General features: G+C 71.1%; 22 protein-coding genes. 8 read left to right on the forward strand and 14 right to left on the reverse strand.

The genetic code is table 11. The features are described from left to right. Positions 1 to 23: 23 nt before the first annotated feature. From ACSMXX_RS18130 to ACSMXX_RS18140, 3 genes are all read right to left on the reverse strand, one after another. Positions 24 to 1,757 (reverse strand): PTS transporter subunit EIIC, encoded by a 1,734-nt coding sequence (locus ACSMXX_RS18130; RefSeq protein ID WP_473179740.1) that lies wholly within the window; start codon positions 1,755 to 1,757, stop codon positions 24 to 26. 116 nt (positions 1,758 to 1,873) lie between these two features. Then, entirely contained in the window at positions 1,874 to 2,830 is a 957-nt protein-coding gene (gene murQ / locus ACSMXX_RS18135; RefSeq protein WP_473179741.1) for an N-acetylmuramic acid 6-phosphate etherase, read from the reverse strand. Positions 2,831 to 3,151: 321 nt separating this feature from the next. After that, a complete protein-coding gene (locus tag ACSMXX_RS18140) occupies positions 3,152 to 4,207 on the reverse strand; it encodes a MurR/RpiR family transcriptional regulator (RefSeq protein WP_473179742.1) in 1,056 nt (351 codons plus the stop codon). 153 nt (positions 4,208 to 4,360) lie between these two features. Here ACSMXX_RS18140 and ACSMXX_RS18145 point away from each other — a divergent pair, with 153 nt between their 5' ends. Continuing rightward, positions 4,361 to 4,717 (forward strand): hypothetical protein, encoded by a 357-nt coding sequence (locus ACSMXX_RS18145; RefSeq protein ID WP_473179743.1) that lies wholly within the window; start codon positions 4,361 to 4,363, stop codon positions 4,715 to 4,717. 37 nt (positions 4,718 to 4,754) lie between these two features. Next, a complete protein-coding gene (locus tag ACSMXX_RS18150; protein WP_473179744.1) occupies positions 4,755 to 5,066 on the forward strand; it encodes a DUF4031 domain-containing protein in 312 nt (103 codons plus the stop codon). On the opposite strand, the gene ACSMXX_RS18155 is transcribed toward ACSMXX_RS18150, so the two are convergent. The 8 genes from ACSMXX_RS18155 to ACSMXX_RS18190 all read right to left on the reverse strand — a co-directional run bounded on the left by ACSMXX_RS18155 (position 4,978) and on the right by ACSMXX_RS18190 (position 12,334). Beyond that, on the reverse strand, positions 4,978 to 6,201 hold the full coding sequence (locus ACSMXX_RS18155; RefSeq protein ID WP_473184839.1) for a Cmx/CmrA family chloramphenicol efflux MFS transporter: 1,224 nt from the start codon (positions 6,199 to 6,201) through the stop codon (positions 4,978 to 4,980). The two genes, ACSMXX_RS18150 and ACSMXX_RS18155, sit on opposite strands and share 89 nt — an antisense overlap. Positions 6,202 to 6,445: 244 nt before the next feature. Further along, entirely contained in the window at positions 6,446 to 7,021 is a 576-nt protein-coding gene (locus ACSMXX_RS18160; protein WP_473179745.1) for a TIGR03086 family metal-binding protein, read from the reverse strand. A 359-nt stretch (positions 7,022 to 7,380) separates the two neighbouring features. Then, positions 7,381 to 8,052, reverse strand: a complete 672-nt coding sequence (locus tag ACSMXX_RS18165; protein WP_473179746.1) for a hypothetical protein — start codon at positions 8,050 to 8,052, stop codon at positions 7,381 to 7,383. Next, positions 8,042 to 8,713, reverse strand: coding sequence for an RNA polymerase sigma factor (locus ACSMXX_RS18170; RefSeq protein ID WP_473179747.1), 672 nt, complete (start codon positions 8,711 to 8,713; stop codon positions 8,042 to 8,044). Before ACSMXX_RS18170 ends, ACSMXX_RS18165 begins: the two co-directional genes overlap by 11 nt. Before the next feature lie 140 nt (positions 8,714 to 8,853). Beyond that, positions 8,854 to 9,594 carry an HD domain-containing protein gene (locus ACSMXX_RS18175; protein WP_473179748.1) on the reverse strand — a complete coding sequence of 247 codons (741 nt, stop codon included), beginning with the start codon at positions 9,592 to 9,594 and terminating at the stop codon, positions 8,854 to 8,856. 60 nt (positions 9,595 to 9,654) lie between these two features. Continuing rightward, positions 9,655 to 10,209, reverse strand: coding sequence for a GNAT family N-acetyltransferase (locus tag ACSMXX_RS18180; protein ID WP_473179749.1), 555 nt, complete (start codon positions 10,207 to 10,209; stop codon positions 9,655 to 9,657). A gap of 175 nt (positions 10,210 to 10,384) precedes the next feature. Next, complete coding sequence (locus ACSMXX_RS18185; RefSeq protein WP_473179750.1) at positions 10,385 to 11,176, reverse strand: VOC family protein; 792 nt, start codon at positions 11,174 to 11,176, stop codon at positions 10,385 to 10,387. Positions 11,177 to 11,326: 150 nt separating this feature from the next. Further along, positions 11,327 to 12,334, reverse strand: coding sequence for a LacI family DNA-binding transcriptional regulator (locus ACSMXX_RS18190; protein ID WP_473179751.1), 1,008 nt, complete (start codon positions 12,332 to 12,334; stop codon positions 11,327 to 11,329). 309 nt (positions 12,335 to 12,643) lie between these two features. Between ACSMXX_RS18190 and ACSMXX_RS18195 the strand changes: the two genes are divergently transcribed. The 6 genes from ACSMXX_RS18195 (at position 12,644) to ACSMXX_RS18220 (ending at position 20,152) form a co-directional block, all read left to right on the forward strand. Next, entirely contained in the window at positions 12,644 to 13,732 is a 1,089-nt protein-coding gene (locus ACSMXX_RS18195; RefSeq protein ID WP_473179752.1) for a glycoside hydrolase family 172 protein, read from the forward strand. Positions 13,733 to 13,744: 12 nt separating this feature from the next. Beyond that, positions 13,745 to 15,157 (forward strand): ABC transporter substrate-binding protein, encoded by a 1,413-nt coding sequence (locus tag ACSMXX_RS18200; RefSeq protein ID WP_473179753.1) that lies wholly within the window; start codon positions 13,745 to 13,747, stop codon positions 15,155 to 15,157. Beyond that, positions 15,154 to 16,104 (forward strand): carbohydrate ABC transporter permease, encoded by a 951-nt coding sequence (locus ACSMXX_RS18205; RefSeq protein WP_473179754.1) that lies wholly within the window; start codon positions 15,154 to 15,156, stop codon positions 16,102 to 16,104. The genes ACSMXX_RS18200 and ACSMXX_RS18205 overlap by 4 nt, the downstream gene beginning before the upstream one ends. Positions 16,105 to 16,298: 194 nt before the next feature. After that, on the forward strand, positions 16,299 to 17,159 hold the full coding sequence (locus tag ACSMXX_RS18210) for a carbohydrate ABC transporter permease (RefSeq protein ID WP_473179755.1): 861 nt from the start codon (positions 16,299 to 16,301) through the stop codon (positions 17,157 to 17,159). 84 nt (positions 17,160 to 17,243) lie between these two features. Beyond that, positions 17,244 to 18,662 (forward strand): L-fucose/L-arabinose isomerase family protein, encoded by a 1,419-nt coding sequence (locus ACSMXX_RS18215; protein ID WP_473179756.1) that lies wholly within the window; start codon positions 17,244 to 17,246, stop codon positions 18,660 to 18,662. Further along, on the forward strand, positions 18,662 to 20,152 hold the full coding sequence (locus ACSMXX_RS18220; protein ID WP_473179757.1) for an FGGY-family carbohydrate kinase: 1,491 nt from the start codon (positions 18,662 to 18,664) through the stop codon (positions 20,150 to 20,152). The genes ACSMXX_RS18215 and ACSMXX_RS18220 overlap by 1 nt, the downstream gene beginning before the upstream one ends. Positions 20,153 to 20,311: 159 nt before the next feature. On the opposite strand, the gene ACSMXX_RS18225 is transcribed toward ACSMXX_RS18220, so the two are convergent. Genes ACSMXX_RS18225 through ACSMXX_RS18235 form a run of 3 tightly spaced genes read right to left on the reverse strand, consistent with a single transcriptional unit; the run spans position 20,312 to position 23,939 of the window. Further along, complete coding sequence (locus tag ACSMXX_RS18225) at positions 20,312 to 21,271, reverse strand: NAD-dependent epimerase/dehydratase family protein (protein ID WP_473179758.1); 960 nt, start codon at positions 21,269 to 21,271, stop codon at positions 20,312 to 20,314. A 57-nt stretch (positions 21,272 to 21,328) separates the two neighbouring features. Continuing rightward, positions 21,329 to 21,820 carry an anthrone oxygenase family protein gene (locus ACSMXX_RS18230; RefSeq protein ID WP_473179759.1) on the reverse strand — a complete coding sequence of 164 codons (492 nt, stop codon included), beginning with the start codon at positions 21,818 to 21,820 and terminating at the stop codon, positions 21,329 to 21,331. A 22-nt stretch (positions 21,821 to 21,842) separates the two neighbouring features. Next, positions 21,843 to 23,939 (reverse strand): HelD family protein, encoded by a 2,097-nt coding sequence (locus tag ACSMXX_RS18235; RefSeq protein WP_473179760.1) that lies wholly within the window; start codon positions 23,937 to 23,939, stop codon positions 21,843 to 21,845. Positions 23,940 to 24,196 lie beyond the last annotated feature (257 nt).

The following is a 24,196-nucleotide window of genomic DNA, read 5'->3' on the forward strand; positions in this document are numbered from 1 at the left end:
CGGGCTCCGGGTCGGGCTCCGGGTCAGACGCCGGCCGGCTGCTTCGGCTCTCCGCCGCCTCCGCCGTGACCGCTGCCGCCGCCGTCGTCCTCGATGCCGCCGCTGTCACCGTCGTCGTCCTCGTCCCGCGTGCCGGTCGCGCTCATGGCGGCGCCCGCCTCCCGCCGTACGGGCGCACCCGCGGCGACCACGCGGCTCGGCGCCGAGGCGGTCTCCGCATCGGGGCCGGCGTTCAGTTCCGTCAGCATCTGCTTGCTGAAGCCGAAGAAGTACGTCACGAGGAAGCCCGCCAGATATCCCGTGCCCATCCCCAGTGCGTAGACGGCGGCCACGGCGCCGAGCCCCTGATTGCCCTTCAGCAGCGGGAAGAGAGCCCAGCCCGACGGGCCGATCGCGGTGGAGCCGACCGACGTGCCGAGCTGGTGGAAGAGCCCGACGGCACCGCCGCCGACGGCCCCTCCGACGCAGGCGGTGATGAAGGGACGGCCGAGCGGCAGCGAGACGCCGTAGATCAGCGGCTCGCCGATGCCCATCACCCCGGCCGGAAGTGCCGACTTGATGGTCTTACGGATCGAGGTGTTGCGGCGCAGCCTGACGTAGACGGCGATCGCCGCACCGACCTGGCCGGCCCCGGCCATCGCGAGGACGGGAAGCAGAACCGTGAAGCCGTCCTGCTCGATGAGGGTGGTGTGGATGGGGATGAGCGCCTGGTGCAGGCCGAGCATCACCAGCGGCAGGAAGAGACCGCCGAGGACGAAGCCGGCGACGCCTCCGCCGTGCAGGAGCAGCCAGTCGGCGAAGTGGCCGATGCCGGTGGAGACGAGCCCGCACACGTACATCAGGCCGAAGAGCGTGACGAGGCCGGAGACGAGCACCGTGACGGTGGGCGTGACCAGTACGTCGACGGCCTCCGGCACCCGGCGCCGGCACCACCTCTCCACGTACACCGCGAGCAGCGCCGCGAACAGCGCGCCCAGCACGCCGCCCTGCCCGGGTGCGAGCTTCTCCCCGAACGCGGAGACCTTCGAGACCCCGGCGAAGACGATCACGGCCGCCGCCGCGCCGCCGAGGACGGGCGTGCCGCCGAACTCCGCGGCGGTGTTGATGCCGACGAACACTGCGATGAGCGACATGAACCCGGTGGAGATCGCCGTCAGCGCCGGGACCATGCCGGATGCCCACGGGGCGCTGCCGCTGCTGACCAGGTTCGTCAGGATGCCGTTGATGCCGGCGACGATGCCGCAGCCGATGAGCGCCGGGATCAGGGGGACGAAGATGTTGGCGACCCGGCGCAGCATCTGCTTCACCGGTGTGGCGTTCTTACGTCTGTGCGCGGCACGGATGGCGTCGCCCCGCTCGGCCAGCTCCCCGGCGGTGACCGGGGACGGGGACGTGGACGGGCCGTCGGCCGTCGCGGCCGCCGCCGCGGCGGGCGGCACGTCGGCAGTCGCAGCCGCCGTACCGGCCGCCGTACCGCGCGCCGTGCCGGCAGCCGAGTCCTGCCGGGCGATGGCCTGGAGTTCGGTGGTGACCCGGGCGACCTTCCCCGGGCCGAGCACGATCTGGTACGTGTCGTCGTCCTCGACGACGCCCACCACGTCCGGCAGCGCGCGGAGCGCGGCGTCCTGGACCAGTGAGCGGTCGGCCAGGCCGAGCCGCATCCGGGTCATGCAGTGGGTGACGGAGACGACGTTCTGCGAACCCCCCACGAGGGGGAGCAGAGCCTCGGCGATCTGGCGGTTCTTGTCTGTGCTCATGGGCGCGGTCGCTCTCTGGCGGTCCGGGGGACCCGGAAAGTGGCGCGGTCGAGCCAGTGCGCCTCCCGGCACTGGCTAACCGCAGGCGGCGGCGGCCAGCCGCTTGGGATCCACTGTCAGCCCTCGCCGGTCGCCGCGCGGAGCGCGGCTCGCAGATGACCGTCGGCCTCCTCGAGCAAACGGGCCGCCCTGCGGCCGTCGACGCCCGCGAGAATGATCAGAATGGCGTTCTTGACCTCGTCGCCCGCTTGGGTGAGAGCGGCCTCGATCGTCTCGTCCCCGGCACCCGTCGCGAGGGCGACGATGCGGCGTGAACGCGCGCGCAGCTTCTCGTTCGAGGCGCGCAGGTCGACCATCAGGTTCCCGTAGGTCTTGCCCAGCCGGATCATGGTGATCGTCGACAGCATGTTCAGGACGAGCTTCTGCGCCGTTCCGGCCTTCAGGCGGGTCGAGCCGGTGAGCAGCTCCGGGCCCACCACGACCTCGATACGCAGGTCGGCCGCGTCCCCGAGCGGCGAGTTCGCGTTGCAGGAGAAGCCGACGGTGAGCGCACCGTGGGTGTGGCGCGCGTGCTCGACGGCGCCGACCGCGTACGGGGTGCGCCCGGATGCGGAGATGCCGACCACCGTGTCGTCGGACGTCAGCTGCAGGGCGTCGAGGTCGGCGGCGGCCAGCTCCTTGCTGTCCTCGGCCCCCTCGACGGACCTGCTCATCGCGCCCGGGCCGCCCGCGATGAGGCCGAGCACGTCGGACGGATCGGTGTTGAAGGTGGGCGGGCACTCGCTGGCGTCCAGCACGCCCATCCGGCCCGCGGTGCCGGCGCCCGCGTAGACGAGACGGCCGCCGCGCGCCATCCGTTCGGCGGTGGCGTCGATGGCGGCGGCGATCTGCGGAAGCTGCTCGCCCACGGCACCGGGCACGGTGGCGTCCTCACCCTGCATGATCCGGGCGATCTCCAGGGTGGGCAGCTGATCGATTTCGGACAGTTCGCTTCGGAACGCCTCCGTGGTCAGCGTCTCCAGCTGCGCGCGCAGCTTGCTGTAGGAGGGGGGAGTGTCGGCGGTGGAGGTCATGGGGAGGTGGGGCTCTCTCTGGCTCGCGCGGACGCGGATGCGGATGCCGTTTCAGATGAGTACTCGGGCTCGGGCAACGGACGCGGACACGGACACGGACGCGGTTCGGCACGGACGCGTGGTCCGGCTCGGATAACGGACACGGACGCGTTTCGGACACGGACGCCTTGCGGACATGGACGCCTTTCGGGCAGGGACAGGGGCACGGACTCGCACTCCGGTGCGAGTCCGGACGGCTGCGCCGTCGGCTGACCGTGCACGTACGCGTCTGCCGCACCGACAACCAGCCCGGGCCGGGATCCGGGACTGGAGCGGGCGGGCTCAGCGCGGGCGCGGTGAGTGCCGGTGTGCGAGTGCCTCGTAGGAGGCGGAGAGCGCGGGGGCCGCGCTCTCGTACGTACGTTGCGCCACGCCGATGAACAAACAGTCAACGACGAGCAGTTGGCTCGTACGGCTCGACATCGCCGCCGGGCGCAGTTCGCTCTCGCGCGCTGTCGACGTGGTCAGTACGTGATCGGCGTACTGCGCGATCTCGCCGTCCGAACGCCCCGTGATGGCGATCGTCGTCGCCCCGTGGTCGAAGGCCACCCGGAGCGGTTCGATGACGTCGACCGTACGACCCGAATGAGTGATGGCTATCGCCACGTCACCGGCGCCGAGTTGCACCGCGGTGGTGACGGCCAGGTGAGGATCGGCCTCCGCGTGCGCGACATGGCCGATGCGCAGCAGCTTCTGCGTTAGGTCCTTGCCGACGAGGCCCGATGCCCCCACGCCGTACACGTCGACGCGGCGTGCACCGGCAACGGCGGTGACTGCGGCCTCCAGCTGCACGGTGTCGAGGCCGGCGGCGGTGTCGGCGAGTGTCTGCCGCTCGTCGTGCGCCAGTTTGGCCACGACGTCCGCGATCGGGTCGTCCACCGCGATGTCGGCCGTGACGGACGGGGCCGCGCCGGACTCCTGTTGGGCGGCGAGGCCGGCGAGCGCGAGGCGCAGGTCGCGGTACCCGGGGTAGCCGAGCAGACGGGAGGTGCGTACGACCGTGGCCTCGCTGGTGCCGGTGCGTTCGGCGAGGCCGGTGACCGTGAGCTGGGCGCACCCGGCGGGGTCACTCGCGACGGTCTCGGCGACGCGCTGCATGGAACGCGTCATGGACGGTGCCATGGTGCGCACCTTGGCGGCGAGTGCGCCGGGCCCGGGGGGCCCGGGCCGTCCGCCGGGCGCCGGACGCGCGGCGGGCTGGGGTGCGGCGGCTGCGCCGCGGGGACCGGTGATGGGGGACGAACCTCCGTGGGGTGTGCTTCCGGTGGGGGTGCCGCCGCCGGGTCTGGGACGCGTGCGGCCGTTTCTGGCGAAACTTTCCTTCAGATACGTGGTCATCGGTGGAAGATATTTTCCCGCCGTGCCCACGTCAAGAGGTGCGCACATGGGTCCGTCATGGTTCCTTACCGGGATCTTTTCGCGATCCCCGCCGGTCCTGCGGGGTGGCCGAGACCACGGCGCTGCCCGTCACCACTTTGGTGCAATGGAGTCATGGACCAGCTTGAGCAGACACTGCACACGGCCCGGGCTCTCGTACTCGCCGACCTCGAGGCGGGCAAGGTCGCGGAGGCGGATGTGGTCTCGCTCGTCGAGGAGGCGGTCGCGCACCGGAGGTGGTGGGTGGAGCAGTGGCCCGAGGGGATGGGCTTCGTGAGCGGCCTGGTCGCCCAGGATGTGCAGGACGCCCTGCTCGACCGGTACGGGCGCTGGCCGCTGTGTCCCGTGTGTCTCGGCTCCGATCCGCATGCGCTGGAGGTCGAACCCGCGCTGGGCGAGGACCCGCACTGGGTCTGCAGCGAGACCACGACGTCCGTCTGCCGCGTGGGAGCGCTGAACAAGTGGCTCTGACGGGGCGGCCCGCCGGCCATGGGAAGGCGGAGGCGCGGTGACCGTCTACATCGATCCGCCCGTCTGGCCGGGCAACGGTCTCGTGTGGTCGCACCTGGTCAGCGACGTCTCCTACGAGGAACTCCACGCCTTCGCCGCCGCGATCGGCTGCCCGCGCCGCGCTTTCGACCGCGACCACTACGACGTGCCGAGCGCCCGCTACGAGGCGGCCGTCTCGGCCGGAGCGGTCGAGGTCGGCAGCAAGGAGCTGGTGCGGCGCCTCACGGACGCGGGTCTGCGGCGCCCGAAGAGGCGCGGGCCGTCGCAGGCCGGACGACAGCGGGCCGGCGACGGGCCCGCCGCTGTGTGAGCGAGGCGAGAGCCGTCGTGACGACGGCACCCGCCGCGAGCGCCGCGCCCGTCCATGCCACGGCCTGGTACCCCCATCCCGCGCTGATGACCAGGCCGCCCAGCCAAGGGCCCATGGTGTTGCCGATGTTGAAGGACGACGTCGTGGTGGCTCCCGCGAGCGTCGGCGCGGCATCGCCGAGATTGAACATGCGGGCGTTCAGCGCGGGGGCGGTCATGAACGCCGTGACGCCCAGCAGCAGCGAGAGCCCCACCGCCGCCGCCGGGATGCGGGCCAGCAGCGCCAGCAGGGCCAGTGCGGCCGTCGACGCCGCGATGCCCCCGTACATCGTGCCGAACAGGTGCCCGTCCGAGATGCGTCCGCCGATCGCGGTGCCTATGAGCCCGCCGAGTCCGAAGAGCGCCAGGACCCTCGGGAGCCGGTGCTCCGCCATGCCGGAAACCTCGGTCAGCAGCGGGCCGAGATACGAGAAGACGGCGAAGACGGCGGCGGCGTTGAGGGCGATCGTGACGACGTTGAGCCACACCAGCTTGTCGGCGTAGATCCGCATCTCGCGGCGGAGCCGTGGCCGGTCCGCGCCCTTCGCCGGTTCCGTACGCGGCACGAGCGCGATCACCCCGGCCAGCGCGACCGCCGACATGACCGCCACCGCCCAGAATGCCGACCGCCACCCCGCGTGCTGGCCCAGCAGTGAACCGGCGGGCACGCCCACGATGTTGGCGGTGCTCAGGCCGCCGATCATGACGGCCATGGCGCGGGCCCGCGCGTTCACGGGCACCAGCGACATCGCCACCGCCGCGCCCACCGCCCAGAAGCCCGCGCAGGCGAGGGCGCTGATCACCCGGGAGGCGAAGAGCAACCCGTACGTGGGCGCGAGCGCACCTGCCACCTGACCCAGCCCGAACACGGCCAGCAGCGCGATCAGGGTCACGCGGCGCGGCAGCCGCAGCGTGGCGGCCGCGAGCAGCGGTGCGCCCACGACCATTCCGACCGCGAAGGCGGACACGAGCAGCCCGGCCCGCGGAATGGAGACGTCCAGATCGCGGGCGAGCGGCTGGAGAAGTCCCGAGAGCATGAACTCGGATGTGCCGAGCGCGAAGACCGCCAGGCCGAGAACGTAGACGGACGGTGGCATGCGGTCGCGTGACCGGGCGGGGCGGGGGACGACGCCGGCGCGCTCCCCGGTGTCGGTTCCTCCGGCGTGCGGCCCGGCCGGCGGCCCGGCGTGCGGCGCTGCGGAGGGACCCGCTGTTTCGGCTGGCATCACACGCCTCAACCACGGGGCGGCGACCCGCATTCCGCGCTGTCAGGCACCGCCCGTACCAACGCGTGCCGGTGCCGCTTTCGGTGTGCTCAGGGGCGGTGCTCAGGGGCGGTGCTCAGGGGCTGTGCTCAGGGGTGCGGCCGAGGAGTGCCACCAGCCGGTCCTGCGGTACCGCGTCGTCGGGCACGGGCACCGGGGGATCGAAGATCCCGGCCTCGTGCCAGCTCCCGGCCTGCGGCGCGATGTGGTCGTAGACCGTGTCCGCAAGCTCGTCATGCATCCGCGACGGTACGCCGATGCCCTGGGCCAGATCCCAGCCGTGCACCGTGAGGTCGGTCGTCATCTGCCAGCCGTACTCCGTGGCCGGCGTCTTCCCGCCGGTGACGTGCACGTCGCCGCGGAGCGCCCCCTTCCGGTGGAACGCGGAGCGCGAGCCGCTGCCCGCCTGCTCCCACACCGCGACCGGGGCGTCGCCGACCACGTCGCCGTCGTAGCGGTCGCCGACCTCGGCGAGCGTCTCGCCGTTCAGCAGATGCGGCGCCCAAAGGTGTTCGCCGACCAGGTGGTTGACCAGGTCCCGTACGTTCCAGTCGCTGCACGGCGTGGGGTCGTCCCACTGCTGCTCCCCGACTTCGTGGACGAGCCGGTCCCATTCCTTGAAGGCCGTCTCGAAGGCGTCGATCAGTTCCATGTGTCAATGGTGCGCCCGCGCGGCCGTGCGCGCGAGGCGGGATTGTGACGCAGGTCTCACTGACAAGTGTCATACGGGAGGGCGTCCCCGTACGTGTACCTGATGTCCTGCTCCGACGGGGCAGGACGGACAGCGCGGTCTCCGTGGCCGCGCGCACTCGGGGGAGTGCCGGGGCGCCGGCGGTGGCGGGCGTGGCCTGCGGGCCGCTCAGTCACCCGCCCGGCGTCCCGACACCGCGCCGCACCGGCACGGGGGTCGCGACGTCCCTGTCCTCTTCCCCCCGTCCTCCCCCCCCGGTCCCGTCCCGGCACCGGCGTTCCGGCGCCCATGTTCCGGCACCGGCGTCGGCGCCGACGGCGTCAATTGCCGTACGACCGGGGCTTCTCCGGGTCGGAACAGAGCCGCACCTCGGTCGTGTTGCGAGTACGCACACCCGGCAGCCAGCCCTCGAACCGCTTGCCGTCGCCGCCTTCGCGGGCTCTCTCGACCCGGTACCAGCGAGTGGAGGAGACGCCCTTCTCGTCCGTCACCATCTGCCCGTCCGTGACCACACAGGTCGCGGTGAGCCTGTCTCCGTGCCAGACCCGTCCCGCCGAGTTGCCGGGATCCGCGTAGAGCTCGTACGGGCTGTTCGCGACCCGCAGTGCGCACTCCAGCGTGCGCAGCTCCTGGCACGCCTTCTCGACGTTGTGCACCCGCAGCGTGACGGGGCGCGAGCGCTCCGCCGCCTCCGAGCCCCTGGACGAGTCTGCCGAGGAGCCCTGGACGGCTCCGGGCACCGCGGACGGCGAAATCAGCCACCACGTACCGCAGATGACGAACACGACCGTCGCGGCGGCCACCGCGATCACCGTCACGGGCAGCGGACGGCGGCGGCCGCGCGGGAGGTCCCGTGACGTCGCCGGGGTGACGTCCTCGCGCGGCGCACGCACGCGCTCCCACAGACCGTCCGGCGCATCGATCACCGCGTCGGCGGCCTGCAGTTGCTCGCGGAGGGCGGTGGCCGTCTCCTCGCGTCGCTCAGCACGCATGCCGTTCCCCTCCCGAGCGGTCCGAACGGTCCGAACGGTCCGAACGGCCCGTATGGTCCGTGCGCTCCGAACGGCTTGAGTGACCCGGCAGTTGGCGCAGCGCCCCCCGCAGCTTGTCCAGCGCCCGTCGCCGTGTGATGGCCACCGTCCCGCGATGCAGACCGAGGATCTTCGCGGCCTGGTCGATGGTGTAGCCGTCCAGGTCCACGAGTACGACGACACCCGCCTGCCGTACGGTCAACTTCCGCAGCAGGCGGACCGTTTCGAGCTCCGAGGCCCGCCGCTCCAGACCGCCGTCGTCCCAGTGCGCACCCGGCGGCGGCGCACCCCCGCCACCGTCCGGAAGGCCGCCGCCGCCCTCGCCGGTGAACTCGACGTCCGCGACGAGCACTTGCCGCCGCTCTCTGCGCCAGCTGTCCCGTACGACGCTGAGCAGTGACGAGAAGGCGTACGCGTACGGCTCGGGATGCGCGAGGAAGTTCTCGGGCCGGGCGGCGAGTTTGAGGTAGACCTCGTGCACGGCGTCCTCCGCCGACTGCCGCGATCCGGCGAGCATGGCGGCCCGCCGGTAGAGCCGGTGCAGCAGCTCGCAGAAGACGTCGTCGAACGACGGGTCGGGAGAGTGGGCGTCCTTGCCGGTGGTGGTGGAAGAAGTGACCACGTGGCCTGCGATCCTCTGTGAGTGGCCTCTTGGTGTTGGGGAGATCTGGACGTCTCGGCCGTGGGGGGATCGGCTGTGACCGGGCCAAGCCGGCAGTTCAGGGTGCTAGCAACGTCGGCCGGTCGCAAGTCGGTCATGCGTCAATCGCCTGTGACGAGCAACTCCATCTCCGTCTCCAGGTTCCGGCGCGCCACATGTTCCCAGCGCTCCTGGCCGTACGAGGTACGGAACAGGCGTGGCAGACCGAGGAGTTGACGCAGCACCTCGGCCCGGCCCTTGCGGAAGGGGCCGTCCGGCACGAAGCCGTACTCCTGACGAACGGCCGCCGCGTACTGCGCGTACTCGCCGGGTGAGCCGGCCAGCACCGCGAGGTCGGCGTCGCACAGCAGCTCGCCGTTGACGTCGCCCGGCGCCGGGTCGTGACTGACGGTCAGCCGCACCAGGCGGGCGACTTCGTCCGTACGGGCCTGTCGAACTCCCGCCTCGGGCAGGGCGCGTTCGGCGAGTGCGGCGCTGCGTTCCTCGTTCTCGCTGCGGTCCGGGCGGTAGACGGCGTCGTGGAACCACACGGCCAGCAGGACCGCGTCGATGTCGGCCCCGCTGGTGTGCGGGGCGAGTTCGTCGACGCGGTTGAGCACGTCCAGCAGGTGATGGACGGTGTGATAGCAGCGCTGCGGCTCGGACCAGCGTCCGATCAGGTTCCGGCCGTAGGGGTCCGGGTCCGGTTCGGTGCGGCCGTCGCGGGCGCTGACGAGGAGAGCGTTCCAGCGTGAGAGCAGGCGGTCGCGGGTCTTCCGGTCGGAGTCATGAGCGGGGTAGGCAGGGCCGGTGGGTTCGGTGGGTTCGGCGGACCTGGCTCCGGAGTCGTCGTTTGTCGCCATGGGGGCGATTGTGCACCTCCGGTCCTTCGGCGGCAGCCCGTCGGCTGCTCGGGCCCGGGATCACAGCGGTGCGGTGATCGCCCACCGGTCGTGGCCGCGCCACTCGCCGTCGATGAACTGGAAGGCGGGCGAGTGCCCTTCGTGCCGGAACCCCAGGCGCTCGACGAGCCTGGACGAGCGGATGTTCCCGGGCTGGATGTTGGCTTCGAGCCGGTGCAGCCCCAACTCCTCGAAGGCGTAACGGATCACGAGCCCCAGGCCCTCCGTCATGTAACCGTGGCCCGTGGTCGACGCGTAGGCGACGTAGCCCAGAGCGCCGCTCTGCAGGGAGCCGCGCACGATGTTGTTGATGTTGACGGCGCCGACGATCTCTCCCGTCGCGCGCAGGCAGACCACGAACCCTTCGTGGGTGGGCTGCGCGACCCGGGCCAGGTAGTCCGCGAACGCCTCAGGCGTCGTCTCCCGCCGTGGCACCCACGGCTGGTGAAGCCCGGCGCTCCGGCCGGTCAGCGCGGTGAGCTCGTCATAGTCCTCCGAACCCGGGTGCCGGACATGCACCCGGGGCCCGCGGCACAGTGCATCCTGGCTGCGCCCGTCGGTGGAAGACGTCGTCACTGAGTCAGGTCCCTGATGTGATCGGCTGCGGCGACGAGGCGGCGCAGGGATCCCCGTGGGTCTGCCATGCACACACCGTAGCCCTGGCGGTAGCCGTAACCACTCCGATTACGGTGACGGAGCCTGTGGGAGGCGCCCTCAGGGGTGCGCCTCCCACAGGCTCCGGGGCCAGCGCCTACATCGACGGCTTCAGGACGACGAAGTCCGCGCCGAACGGGTCCAGGCAGACTGCCATGCGGCCGACGCCTTCGGCGTCCTCCGGGCCCATGACCACGCTGCCGCCGAGTTCGGTGACCTTGGCGATGGTCGCGTCGCAGTCCGTGGTGTGGAAGACCGGATGCCAGAACGGGCTGCCGCCGGCCGTGGAGAGGACCTCGGTGGGGACCTGCATCAGGCCGCCGTGCATCCGCTCCTGCGGTGCGGAGGAAGGGCCGATGATCGTGTACGTGCCGGACTCGTCACCAGGCATCGGCATGTCCGAGAAGTCCCAGCCGTACAGCCCTTTGTAGAACTCCTTCGCCCGGGCCGAATCGCTCGTGTACAGCTCGACCCACATCAGCGAGCCGGGCTCGTCCACCATCTCCAGGCCGGCCGTCTTGCCCGGCTGCCAGGCGCCGAACTGGGCGCCCTGCGGATCGGTGAACTGCGCCATGCGGCCTTGGTCGTTGACGTCGAACGGGTCGACCCGCACCGTGCCTCCGCTCTCGCGGACCTTCGCGGCGGCGGCATCCACCTCGGGGGTGCTGAAGTAGATCATCCAGGCCGAGCGGGCGTCCTCGTCGAGCGGGCCGAGCGCGGCGACGGTCCTCCCGTCGGACCTGAAGAAGCCGAACTCCTCCTCGCCCGATCCGAACGGCTGGAAAGTCCAGCCGAACACCCCGCCGTAGAAGGTCTTCGCAGCGGCGGAATCCCGCACGCCGAGGTCGAGCCAGCACGGGGAGCCCACGGAAAAGTCAGTGGTGATCATGGTGAATCCCTTCGGAGGTCCTGACTCGAATCAGACTCCCACCGCCCACTGACACTCGCTCGCCGAGCGGATGGCACCGGCCGGTCACCGGCGCCGATCACCAGTCGTCACGCGAGTATCACCGGATGTCACCGGCGGTAACGCGGGGGATCACCGTGCGCCGGGCCCGTCCGTGCTTTCGCGTGGCTGGAGCACCGTGCGCAGAACCACCGTCTGCAGTGGCTTGCCGGACCCCGCCAGCCGGTCCTGCAGCAGTGCCGCTGCCGAGGCGCCCAGGTCGTACGAGGGCAGCTGGACGGTGGTGAGCGGCGGCCTGACCAGGGACGCCCAGGGGACGTCGCCGAACGAGAGAATGCCGAACTCCGGTGGCTCGATGCCCGATTCGCGCAGGGCCTTGAGGGCGCCGACCGTCATCAGGTTGTTGGCGACGAAGACGGCGTCCGGGGGCGTACGGAGGGAGAGCAGCTCGCGCATGGCCGCGTAGCCCCCGTCGACGCGGAAGTCGGCGTGCCGGGTGTGCGCCCGGGTCCAGTCGTCGGGGACTCCGGCCTCGTGCATCGCGGCGCGGTAGCCGGCGAGGCGGTCCTCGGATGTGGAGGCGCCGGCGGGGCCGGTGATGCAGGCGACCCGCTCGTAGCCGCGTTCGAGGAGGTGGGCGGTGGCGTCCTCGCCGCCGTGCTGGTTGTCGACCATCACCGCGTCCACCTCGGCCGCGCGCGGGCGCCGGTCGACGGCGACCACGGGCATGCCGCGGGCGGCGAGCGCGGAGAGGTCGGTGCGCTTGCGGGAGGCGGCGGCCACGATCACGCCGGCCATCTGCTCGGCCACGGCGATGTCGAGGTAACGGCGCTCCTTCTCCACGTCCTCGTCCGTGTTGCAGAGCACCACGGAGAGGTTGGTGCGCTGGGCGGCGTCCTCGACGCCGCGGGCGAGCGAGGTGAAGAACGGGTTCTCGATGTCGGGGATGAGCAGGCCGATGACGCTGGCGCGCTGCATGCGCAGCGAGCGCGCGACCCGGTTCGGTGAGAAGCCGAGGTCGGCGGCCGCCTTGCGGACCCGCTCGGCTCGTTCCGCGGTGACCCGGCCGCCGTTGAAGACCCGGGAGACGGTCGCGGGGGAGACCCCGGCGGTCCGTGCCACATCGCTGATGGTTGCCACCGGGTCTCCTTCGTACGCTGCGCACCGGCTGCGGGGAGCCGCTGTGCCCAACCTCTTGACACGTTCTGCAGTGAACTTTACGTTCGCGTGAAATGGATTTCAACAGGCCGTCGAAGCGGACCTGTTGAAGATCACTGCCAGGCCGCGGTCGCCGTCGCCCTCCCCTTTCAGGTGGTCCGCGCATCGCGACCAGGGTTGAGAAATCGATTTCAGCCGACCTTCTCTCTCGAACCCGCCCGTATCCATCGACACCGGATTCATCCGCACCGCATTCATCGATCCCGCCGGACTCTCAACCACGGAGTGTTCATGCTCGACGAGCTGGCCAGGCGTACGGACAAGATCACCCGCTCCGTCAGTCCCGAGAACGTCACCGGGGCCAAGGGCGCGGGCGGCAGGGCCACCGAGGGTACCGGCGCACAGGCCGCCGGTGAGCTGGGCCGGGGCTGGAAGATCTCGCCGAGCATCGAGATCGCCCCGGGGGAGACGGCCGAACTGGCATCCGTCGCCGGGCCCGGCACCGTACGGCACATCTGGTGCACGACCGCGCCGCACCGCGCCTGGCGCGGCACGCTGCTGCGGGCGTACTGGGACGGATCGGAGGAGGCGGCGGTCGAGGTGCCGCTCGGCGACTTCTTCTGCAACGGCTGGAACGTCTTCAGCCAGGTCTCCTCGCAGCCGGTCGCCGCGAACCCGAACGGCGGCTTCAACTCGTACTGGCCGATGCCCTTTCACGACCACGCGCGCTTCACGCTGGAGAACCTCTCCGCCGAGACGGTCACCCTCTACTACCAGATCGACTACGAGTTGGGCGCCGTCCCCGCCGACTCCTGCTTCCTGCACGCCCATTGGCGCCGCAGCAGGCCCGTCCCGTACGGAGAGACGCACACCCTGCTGGAGGGCGTCGAAGGACGCGGGCAGTACGTCGGTACGTATCTGGCCTGGGCGACCAACAGCCCCGGCTGGTGGGGCGAGGGCGAGGTGAAGTTCTACCTCGACGGGGACGGACGGGACACCGGCTTCCCCACGATCTGCGGCACCGGCACCGAGGACTACTTCGGCGGTGCCTGGAACTTCGACGTCGCGGGGCAGGGCTACACCGCGTACACCACGCCCTACCTCGGGCTGAACCAGATCCTGCGGCCCGACGGGCTCTACGCCAGCCAGCAGCGGTTCGGGATGTACCGGTGGCACGTTGCCGACCCCGTGCGCTTCTCCGAGGACCTGCGCGTGACGGTGCAGTCCCTCGGCATCGGGCCCGGCAACGGCAACGGGCTGCCGCACCGGTACCGGCCGACCAGCGACGACATCGCCTCGACCGCGCTGTTCTACCTGGACGCGCCGGCCTCGTCCGGACGGCCGCGCACGCCCTCTCTCCTCGAACTCGAAGTGGATTGAGGGGTGTCGGCGATGGAGACGGAGACCGAGACGGAGACGGAGAGGGCCGAGGTGACCGGGGCGCGAGCGCGGCCTTCCGCCCGGCCGCCGGAGCGCGGCATCACCCGGCGCGGAGTGCTCGCCGCGGGCGGCGCGGCGGCCGTCGGCGCGCCCGCGCTGCTGACCGGCTGCGGTTCGGCCGGGGCCTCGGGCGGCACGCTCTCGTTCTGGAACTTCTACGCGCCGTATCGCTCCGACGACCCCGCACTGAACGCGCAGAGCAAGTGGTTCACCGACCTGGTCGGGAAGTGGAACGACTCGCACAAGACCAAGATCGAGCTGCTGTTCATGCCGCCGCCGAGATACCAGAACGGCTCGAAGCTGCCCACCGCGTTCGCCGCAGGCGCCGGCCCGGACATCTTCCTCGCCAGCCCCGGCGACTTCCTGCGCTACTACAACGGGGGCGTCCTCACGGACCTGACGCCGCACATGGACAGGAGGGCGATCAAGGACTACCACCCGGACACGCTCGCCAGCCGGATGGTCGACGGCAAGGTCTACGCACTGCCCATGGAGGTCGAGCCGCTGGTCGTCTTCTACGACGTCGCGGCGTGGGAGAAGGCCGGTCTGTCGGAGGGCGACATCCCCCGTACATGGGACCAACTGCTCGACGCTGGCGACAAGTTGACCACCAGGACCCGGGCCGGACTCGTCCTGAAGACCGCACCGGGCTATCTGCAGAACTTCCTCTGGTACTCGTGGATGTGGCAGGGCGGCGGCGACGTCCTCGACAAGCAGGGCAACGTGACCGCCGACTCCAAGGCCGTGCGCCAGGCCCTCCAGCTGTGGCAGGACGCGGTGCGTACGGGCATCTCCCCCGCCACGGCGCCCGCCGGGGACGACATGGTCTCCGGCTTCAAGACGGGCCGGGCCGGCATGTGGCACAGCGGGATCTGGGAGATCGCGAGCCTCAAGGCGTTCGCGCCCGAGATCGAGTACGGAATGTTCAAGCACCCGTTGCCGCCGGGCGGCGAGTACACAACCGCGCTCGGCGGCTGGTCGTTCTGCGCGAACGCCAAGGGCCGCGACCCGGAGGCCGCGGCCGAGTTCTGCGGCTGGGCGCTCGGGACGATGGAGGACGAGTGCATCGACCGGATCACCGGCTGGTGCATCAAGGCCAAGCGGGACATCGCTCCGCGCACGTCCGCACTGCGGCGCGGCACCGAGCGGGGCGGCTATGACGACTGGGCGATGAAGTACATGAAGGACGAGGTCTTTCCCGGCGGCCGTCCCGAGCCGCGCTATCCCCCCGTCGTCTACAAGGCGATGTCCGACGCGATCCAGGGCGCCATGCTCGCCGGCCGCGGCGTCGAGGGCGAGGCGGCACGTGCCGCGCAGTCCGTCGAGGCCTACATCAAGAGCTACAAGGGGGCGAGCCTGATATGACGAACCTCGCCACGAGGGAGGCGGCGGCGCCCGCCCCGCGGACGGAGCCTGCGAAGCGGAGGATCAGCCGGCGGCACCGCGAGTGGATCGCGGCCGGGCTCTTCCTGGCGCCGGACGCCCTCGGGCTGCTGGTCTTCGTGGGGCTGCCGATGATCCTGTCGGTCGTGCTGAGCTTCTTCCAGGTCAGCGGCTTCGGCTCGTACGAGTACATCGGACTCGGCAACTACCGGCGGATGATGGACGATCCGCTCTTCTGGGACTCGATGCAGACCACCGGCATCTATGTGCTTGTGCTCGTCCCGGCGCTGTTCGTGGTCAGTCTCGGGCTGGGGCTGCTGGTGCAGCAGCGGATTCCGGGCGTCGGGATCTTCCGCACGCTGTTCTTCCTGCCGCACGTCATCAGCCTCGTCGTCGTCGGTCTGCTGTGGAAGTTCATGCTCGACGACCAGGTCGGTGTGGTGAACCAGTCCCTGCGCGGGGTGGGTTTCGAGGGGGAGTCCTGGCTGGGCGACCCCTCCCTCGCTCTCTACTCCGTCATCGCGGTCTTCGTGTGGGTGATGATGGGCTACTACATGATCATTTTCCTTGCGGGGCTGCAGGAGATACCCCGGGAGTACTACGAGGCCGCGAAGATCGACGGAGCCGGTCCGTGGACCCGGTTCCGCACCATCACCTGGCCGCTGCTGAGACCCACCAGCTTCTTCGTGCTGCTGATGTCGACGGTCGCGGCGATCACCGGGGGCTTCGAGCTGATCTTCGTGCTCACCGACGGCGGCCCGGCCAACAGCACCTCGCTGGCGATCTTCTACATCTACCAACAGGCGTTCATCTTCGGTGAGTACGGCTATGCCGCGGCCATGGGCACCGTCCTGGTGCTGGCGATGCTGCTCTGCTCCGCGGTGATCTTCAAGTTCGCGAAGGGCGGGAGGGTTTCCGATGGCGGGTGAGGCGGGGCTGCTTGTCGCGGCGGACGGTATGGCGGCTCGTGTCGTGCCGGTACGGGCCGTGGCCGCGGTCCATGCCGATGCGGAGCCGTTGGTTCCGGCCGGTGCCGCCGCGGGTGCGGCGGTGCGCCGCGTGGACTTCGGCAGGGTCGGTCGGGGCGTGCCGGGCGGCCGAGCGCAGCGCGGGAGGGTTTCCGATGGCGAGTGAGGCCGCGGCCACCACGGTCAAGGGCGCACACGAGCGGGACGCCGGGCGGAGCGCCCGTATCGGACTGACCCTGCTGTCCGTCGTGCTGGCCGCCGCCGCCTTCTTCCCGGTGCTGTGGATGATCTCGGCTTCGCTCAAGCCGCGGGAGCAGGTCAACGACGGCAAGCTGATACCGGACGACGTCACCTTCGGCAACTTCGTACACGTCTTCACAGAAGTGCCCTTCGCCCGCTACCTGCTGAACAGCTTCTTCGTCTCCGCCGTGGTCACCGTCGTGGCGCTGCTGCTGCACTCGATGGCGGCGTACGCGCTGGCGCGGCTGCGCTTCCCAGGCCGCGACGCGGTCTTCGGCGTGATCTTCTCCACGCTGCTGATCACCGCACCTGTGGTGCTGATCCCGCTGTTCCTGGTCGTACGTCAGCTGGGCCTGCTGGACACCTACGCGGGGCTGATCGTCCCCGCGATCTTCAACGCGTTCGGGATCTTCCTGCTCCGGCAGTTCTATCTCCAGCTGCCGCGTGAGCTGGAGGAAGCGGCGATCGTCGACGGCTGCGGGCACTGGCGGGTGTACTGGTCGGTGGTGCTGCCGCTGTCGCGGCCGGTCCTCTCCGCGCTGGCGATCTTCTTCTTCCTCGCCAACTGGAACTCCTTCCTGTGGCCGCTGGTCGCCACCAACAACCCGGATCTGACGGTCGTGCAGCTGGCGATCACGTCGTTCGAGTCGCAGTACGCCTCCAGTTGGAACTACGTCCTCGCCGGGGCAGCCGTCGCCGCGGCTCCCATGCTCGTGCTCTTCTTCGGCTTCCAGCGGCAGATCGTCGAGTCCGTGAAGACGTCCGGCATGAAGTGACGGCGCGCGCCCCGGACTTCGCCCTTCCCCCAGCCGGTACGGCACACGACAACCGATACGGCACACCCCCTTGGAGGAACCCTCATGGCACGCATCGGTCTGCTCCCGGTCTCCGACGGCCGCGACTACGTGCAGCGCGACATCCACGACCACGTCGAGCGGGCCGCGGCCTCCCTCGCGGGCATGCTGCGGGAGTCGGGGCACGAGGTCTTCGTCGCGCCGGAGCAGGTCACCAGCAACACCACCGCCGTATCGCAGGCGCGCTGGGTGGCCGACCGGCATCCCGACATCACGATCCTCCACCACTCCGTGTGGACCTTCCCGCACTTCACCGCGCTCGCCGCGGATGCGACCTCCGGGCCGCTGCTGCTCGTCGCCAACATCGATCCCCAATTCCCCGGCATGGTGGGGATGCTGGCCGGCGGCGGCGCCCTCGACCAACTCGGACGTACGCACGCACGCGCCTGGGGGGATCTCGGCGACCCCGCCGTGCGCGAGCGGATACTCACGCACGTACGGGCGGCCGCCGCCGTGACCGGGCTGCGCGGTTCCACCTTCGGCCGGATCGGCGGGCGGCCGATGGGGATGTACACCGCCACCGCCAACACCGACCAGTGGATGAAGACCTTCGGCGTGGACGTCGAGGAGATCGACCAGTGGGAGGTCGTACGGCGCAGCGAGAACGCGGAGGCCGGGCGCGTCACCGCGGCCCGCGAATGGCTGGAGCGGCGCGTCGCCGCCGTCCACTACGACGGCGACCGGCTCACCCCGCACCTCCTGGAGCGGCAGATCCGCACGTACTACGCGATGCGCGAGCTCATCGACGAATGGAAGCTGGACTTCTCCGGCATCAAGGGCCAGCCCGAACTGACCGCGAACTTCTGCACGATGGACATCGCCGAGGCCTTCCTCAACGACCCGTACGACTGGGAGGGCCCCAAGGAAACCCATGTCACCTCCACCGAGGCCGACATGGACGCGGCGCTGACCATGCAGATCCTGAAGCTGCTCACCGGCGACCCGGTGCTCTTCGCCGACGTACGCCACTACCACGCGGACAAGGACGTCTGGGACCTGTGCAACTCCGGCCAGCACGCCACCTGGTACGCGGCACGCTCCGACGACCCCGCCGAGAACCTGCGGCACGTCAGCCTCCACCCGGAGGTCTTCTACTTCCCGGCAGGCGGCGCGTCCGTCCAACACCTCGCCGCACCGGGTGAGATGACCTTCGCGCGGCTGACAAGGCTGGACGGCGCGTACCGTATGCACGTCATGCACGGCGCCTTCGAGCACTACGACGACGAGACCAACGAGCGCATGATGCGCGCCTCCACCTGGGAGTGGCCGCACGCCTTCGCGTCGCTCGGCTGCGAGGCGGAGGAGTTCCTCTCCAGGTTCGGCGCCAACCACATCCATGCGGTGCCCGGCGACCACGTCGCCGAACTGCGCGCCGTGTGCGGTCAACTCGGCATCACATACGACGGGTTCGGAGACGCCGCCTGATGACTCTTCTGCTCGGGATCGACATCGGCACCGCCAGCTCCAAGGGCGTACTCACGCGCGACGACGGGCAGTTCGTCGCCCAGGCCGTGCGCGAGCACGGCACCTCCAGTCCGCGGCCCGGCCATGTCGAGCACGACGCGGAGGACGTGTGGTGGCGGGACTTCACCGAGCTGGCGGCCGAACTCCTCGCCGGCGCACCGGCCGGGGAGCACCTCGCGGGCGTCGGCGTCAGCGGAATCGGGCCGTGCCTGCTGCCCGCCGGGGACGGCGACGAGCCGCTGCGCCCGGCGATCCTCTACGGCGTCGACACCCGGGCGGGCGACCAGGTGTCCGAACTGACCGCCCGCTACGGCCAGGACGAGATCATGCGGCGCTGCGGATCCGCGCTGACCAGTCAGGCACTCGGCCCCAAGTTCGCCTGGGTGCGGCAGCGCGAACCCGAGGTGTACGGGCGCATGCGCCGCTGGTACATGGCCAGTTCGTTCCTCGTGCGCCGCCTCACCGGCGCATACGTACTCGACCATCACTCCGCCAGCCAGTGCGACCCGCTCTACGGGATGCGGGACGGCGGATGGATCGAGGAGTGGTGCGAGGACGTGGCGCCGGGCCTGGAGTGGCCCGAACTGGTGTGGCCGGGACAGGTGGTGGGCGAGGTGACCGCCGCCGCGGCCGCCGCGACCGGCATCCCGGCCGGCACCCCCGTCGTCGCGGGCACGGTCGACGCCTGGGCGGAGTCGGCCGCGGTGGGCGCGACCCGGCCCGGCGATCTGATGCTGATGTACGGGACGACGATGTTCCTGGTCAACGTCGTCGCAGCGCCCGTGTCCGACGTAAGGCTCTGGTCCACTGCCGGTGCCTTCGAGGGCACCAACTGCCTCGCGGGCGGCATGGCCACCTCCGGTGCGGTCACGGCCTGGCTCCGCGACCTGACCGGCACCGGGTACGGCACGCTCACCGAGGAGGCGGCCGCGCTGCCGCCGGGCGCCGAAGGGCTGCTGATGCTCCCGTACTTCGCGGGCGAACGCTCACCGCTCTTCGACCCCGACGCGCGCGGTGTGGTGGCGGGGCTGACGCTCCGGCACGGCCGCGCCCACCTCTACCGCGCCGCCCTGGAGGCCACGGCCTTCGGCGTACGGCACAACCTCGCGGCGATGCGGGAGGCGGGCGGCGACCTGCGGCGGCTGGTGGCGGTCGGCGGCGGTGCGCGGGAGCTGTGGACGCAGATCGTCTCGGACGTGACGGGCCTTGAGCAGTCGGTGCCGCGCCACACCGTCGGCGCGGCGTACGGCGACGCCTTCCTGGCGGCCGTCGGCACGGGCCAGGCCAGGCGCGAGGACATCGGCGACTGGAATCCGGTGACCTCGACGGTCCTTCCCGACCCCGCGCGCGGCCGTGTCTACGACGAGCTCTACGAGCACTACCTCGCGCTCTATCCCGCGACCCGCGAAACGGTGCACGCCCTGGCGGCACGACAGCACGCGGACGGCTGACGGCTGAGCGCTGAGGCAGACAACTGACGCCTGACGCCCTGACCGCTGACGCCTGACAACTGACGCCTGACGCCTGACGGCTCTCGGCTGACCGGTGACGGCAGGGAACTGACACCTGGCGGGACCAGTCGTGACACGGCGCTGCCTGCCACGGCCCCGTCAGTCGCGGCGCTCGATGCGGCCGTCCGCGACGAGCGCGTCCACGGCCTCCTCGACAGCTTCGAGCGCGGTGAAGCGCGGCCGGTGGCCGAGCAGCCTGATCGCCTTCTCCATGCTCCGGTTGGGGCTGTGCGCGATGTGGCTGTACGTCGCCTCGGCGTCCCCCTCGTCGACCGTGGTGCGCCACTGCTCCCACGGCAGGAACTCCAGCCGCGGCTCCCGCCCGAACCATCCGGCGACGGCCTCCGCGTAACCGCGCAGGGTCACCGCCGTGGGCGCGACGGCGTGGAAGCTCTCCCCGACCGCCGCCGAACGGTTCGCCATCGCCGCCGTGAAGACCTGCGCGACGTCGTCGGCGTGGACGTGGTGGAGGGTCTCCATCCCGAAGTTCGGGAGCTTGACCTCCGCCCCGTCGGCCAGGGCCTGGAAGACGGCCGGGTCGAGGTTCCCGGCCGGATTGATTGGCACCCAGCCGGGCCCCGTGATGTGGCCCGGGTGAACGAGCGTCGCGGGAAAGCCGTTCCGGCGTGCCTGGTCCAGCAGATACGCCTCGATCGCCGCCTTGCCCCGGCCGTACTCCTCCAAGGGCCGCCTCGGCTCGGACTCGACGGCGGGGACCTGCCCGCTCGGTCCGTACACCCAGATCGTCCCGCAGTGCAGGAAGTGCTGTACGCGCCCGGCGAGCGCCTCGACCAGGTGACGTGCGCTCTCCTCGCGGAAGCAGATCATGTCGATGACGACGTCCGCGCCCAGCCCGGCGATCGAGGGCCCGAACGAGCCGTCGGCCTCCGCCGCTTCGCGGTCGGTCTCCACCGTCGTCACGCGCCGCCACGCGCCGTGCGGACGGTACGGCTTCCGCTGTCCCCGGCTGACCACGACGACGTCGTGGCCCTCCTCGACCAGACGTGGGACGAGGAAGGAGCCGACATGTCCGCTGCCACCGATCACCGCGACCTTCATGCGCCCGATCGTAGGCCGTGCCGAGCCCCGGCCCGGATGCGTGATGCTTTCGCGACGTCAGCCCTGCAGCACCAGGGCCCACGTCAGGCAGCCGAACGCCGCCGTGTTGACCGCCGCGCGGAACGCGTTCCAGCGGACCCACGACCGCTCGAACCCGGCCCGCAGCGCCGCGAGTCCGGCATCGCTCCCGGGCAGCTCCCCGGCGTCGAGCCGGTTGTTGAGCGGCACGTTGAAGCGCATCGTGATCACGAGCACGGCCGAATACAGGACGAGCGCCGCCACCGTCCACGCCGCCCCCGTACCCGCGCCGCCGGCGAACTGCAGTGCCGCGGCCGCGGCCGTCAGCACCAGCGACCCGAGGAAGAGAAGCATGAACCAGCCGTTGATGATCGCCGTGTTGATGCGCTGCATCGTCTCGACGAACGTACGGTCCGCGGACCGCGCCAGCCCCGGCATGACCGCACAGGCGAAGCCGTAGTACAGGCCCGCGCTCAGACCCGTGGTCAGCGTGGCGGCGACCAGCGTCCCCGCCTGGAACTCCTGCAACACGGCTGCCTCCGCTCTCGGGTTCTCAGGATGCCAGGGGTTCCGGCAGCGGTGCCGCATGCAGCACCGCGAGGCCGGAGACCGCCCGCGTGAGGCAGACGTACAGGCGGCGCAGACCCGTGCGGGTGCCGGGTTCGGCGGCGGCGATCGCGGCGGGCTCGTCCAGTACGACGTGGTCGTACTCCAGGCCCTTGGCGAGCGTCGCCGGGACCAGCGTGAGCCGGGAGCCCTCGCTCGTCTCCGTGCCGGGCGCGAGATGGGACAGGCCCGCGGCCTCCAGGGCGCGGGCCAGCGCGGGCACCCGGACGTCCGCCGCGATCAGGCCGACCGAGCCCTCGCGCCGCAGCGCCGCACGGCACGCTTCGACGACCGCGGCGTCCAACTCCCCCTGCGGGCAGGCACACACCGAGAAGTCGCCCGGCGACTCGCGGACCGACGTGGCCGCACGGAGATCCGGTGCGATCTGCGGCAGCAGCCTGGACGCGTACGCGATGACCTGACGCGGCACACGGAAGCCGAGCGTCAACTCCTCTACGGCGGCTGCCGGTTTGCCCAGATGGTGCAGCGCCTCCTCCCAACTCGCCGTCGCCCACGGTGTCGTGCCCTGAGCGATGTCGCCGAGCACGGTCACGGAGCCCGTCGAGCAGCGGCGGCCGACCGCCCTGTACTCCATGGGGGAGAGGTCCTGTGCCTCGTCGAGGACGACATGTCCCAGCGAGGGCGTGCGGCTGACCAAGTCGCGGGCCTCGTCGACGAGTACGGCGTCGGCCGCGGTCCAGGGCGCCGACCCGGCACCGCGCGCCGGCTTCGCCCACAGCACCGCCCGCTGCTCCTCCTCCGTGAGAACGCCCTCGGCGTGCTCCGCGAGGAACGCGGGATCGGACAGCAGCCGCAGCACCAGCTTCGCCGGGTCCCGCGCCGGCCAGCACGACTTCACCACGGCCTTCACCGCCGCGTTCCGCGCCACCGCGTCCTGCACCCGGTCGTCCGGGGCCTCGCCCGCCTGCTCCATGCGCACCAGCACCGCGTGCGCGATGCGCTGCGGCAGGGCCTCCCGCGCCGATCCGTACCGCATGTCGCGGGCCAGCAACTCCTCGATCAGCTCTGCCAGTTCATGCGCCGGAACCCGCCAGCGGCGCGAGCCCCGCACCACCACGCACGGCTCCTGCGGCATGCTCACGCCGGAGCGCAGCGCGCGGCGCAGCACCCGCGCCATGCGTGCGTCGCCCTTGATACGGGCGGCCTCCGGCCCGTCCTCGCCCCGTACGGGGACGTGGGCGACCAGACCGGCGACCGTCGTCTGCCGCACCGACAGCTCGCCGAGCGCCGGCAGCACCTGCGCGATGTAGTGCAGGAAGGAGGAGTTGGGGCCGACGACGAGCGTGCCGGTGCGGGAGAGCCGCTCCCGGTGCGTGTAGAGGAGATACGCGACGCGGTGCAGGCCCACGGCCGTCTTGCCGGTGCCCGGCGCGCCCTGCACGCACAGGGAGCCCTCGATCCCGGCCCGTACGATCTCGTCCTGCTCGGGCTGGATCGTCGCGACGATGTCCCGCATCGGACCGACGCGGGGGCGTTCGATCTCCGCCTGGAGCAGCCGGGATGCTCCCCCTGGGCCTGGCGCCGCGGGCGGCACCCCCGCCTCCGCCCCGCCGGTGTCGGTGTCGGTGTCGGTGAGGTGCTCGTCCTCGTACGCCGTCAGCTCGCCGCCCGCGAAGCCGAACCGGCGGCGCAGCGCGACTTCCTGAGGGTCCTTCTTCGACGCCCGGTAGAAGGGCTGCGAGACCGGCGCCCGCCAGTCGATCACCATCGGATCGCCCTCCGCGTCGTGGACGTGGCGGCGGCCGATGTAGAAGGTACGGGCGGGCGTCCGGGCCGCTTCGTAGTCGAGCCGGCCGAAGAAGAGCGGGGCGTGGGCGAGGTCGGCGAGGGATCTGATGCGCGCGTCGAGACCGGCACGCAGCACCTCGGCGTTGACCCAGTTGGCGGCGACGTCGGTGATGTCCAGGGACTCCGCTTCCTCGCGCATGGCGCGCAGCGCGGCGCGGGAGGCCGCCAGATGGGCCCGTTCGTCGTCGAGGGGGTTGCGGGCGTGACCGGGGACGGAATGGGCAGGGGCGGACACGGGTTTGCCTCCGGGTGGGATGCGCTTCGTAAGGACACCTTGAAGGCCCTTCGTGAGGGCGCCTCGTAAGGGCCCTTCGCAGGGACGCTTCGTAAGTGACGGAAGGCCGACCGGTTTCCGAGCGGTCGGGAGTCCTCCCCGGACCGGGAGGCGGCAGACGCGGAAGCCTAGTTCCGCCGGAGCGCACGGGGCCAATGGATTTCCCGCCGGCACGGGCGAGCACAATCGCAGGGGCAAGGGACCGAAGGACCGACGGA

This window comes from Streptomyces sp. DSM 116795 (genome assembly GCF_055792905.1).

Coding starts and splice junctions, on each gene's coding strand:
- ACSMXX_RS18130 (WP_473179740.1), bottom strand. CDS start 1,757: ATGAGCACAGACAAGAACCGCCAGATCGCCGAGGCTCTGCTCCCCCTC.
- murQ (WP_473179741.1), bottom strand. CDS start 2,830: ATGACCTCCACCGCCGACACTCCCCCCTCCTACAGCAAGCTGCGCGCG.
- ACSMXX_RS18140 (WP_473179742.1), bottom strand. CDS start 4,207: ATGACCACGTATCTGAAGGAAAGTTTCGCCAGAAACGGCCGCACGCGT.
- ACSMXX_RS18145 (WP_473179743.1), top strand. CDS start 4,361: ATGGACCAGCTTGAGCAGACACTGCACACGGCCCGGGCTCTCGTACTC.
- ACSMXX_RS18155 (WP_473184839.1), bottom strand. CDS start 6,201: ATGCCACCGTCCGTCTACGTTCTCGGCCTGGCGGTCTTCGCGCTCGGC.
- ACSMXX_RS18160 (WP_473179745.1), bottom strand. CDS start 7,021: ATGGAACTGATCGACGCCTTCGAGACGGCCTTCAAGGAATGGGACCGG.
- ACSMXX_RS18165 (WP_473179746.1), bottom strand. CDS start 8,052: ATGCGTGCTGAGCGACGCGAGGAGACGGCCACCGCCCTCCGCGAGCAA.
- ACSMXX_RS18175 (WP_473179748.1), bottom strand. CDS start 9,594: ATGGCGACAAACGACGACTCCGGAGCCAGGTCCGCCGAACCCACCGAA.
- ACSMXX_RS18185 (WP_473179750.1), bottom strand. CDS start 11,176: ATGATCACCACTGACTTTTCCGTGGGCTCCCCGTGCTGGCTCGACCTC.
- ACSMXX_RS18195 (WP_473179752.1), top strand. CDS start 12,644: ATGCTCGACGAGCTGGCCAGGCGTACGGACAAGATCACCCGCTCCGTC.
- ACSMXX_RS18200 (WP_473179753.1), top strand. CDS start 13,745: ATGGAGACGGAGACCGAGACGGAGACGGAGAGGGCCGAGGTGACCGGG.
- ACSMXX_RS18205 (WP_473179754.1), top strand. CDS start 15,154: ATGACGAACCTCGCCACGAGGGAGGCGGCGGCGCCCGCCCCGCGGACG.
- ACSMXX_RS18210 (WP_473179755.1), top strand. CDS start 16,299: ATGGCGAGTGAGGCCGCGGCCACCACGGTCAAGGGCGCACACGAGCGG.
- ACSMXX_RS18215 (WP_473179756.1), top strand. CDS start 17,244: ATGGCACGCATCGGTCTGCTCCCGGTCTCCGACGGCCGCGACTACGTG.
- ACSMXX_RS18220 (WP_473179757.1), top strand. CDS start 18,662: ATGACTCTTCTGCTCGGGATCGACATCGGCACCGCCAGCTCCAAGGGC.
- ACSMXX_RS18225 (WP_473179758.1), bottom strand. CDS start 21,271: ATGAAGGTCGCGGTGATCGGTGGCAGCGGACATGTCGGCTCCTTCCTC.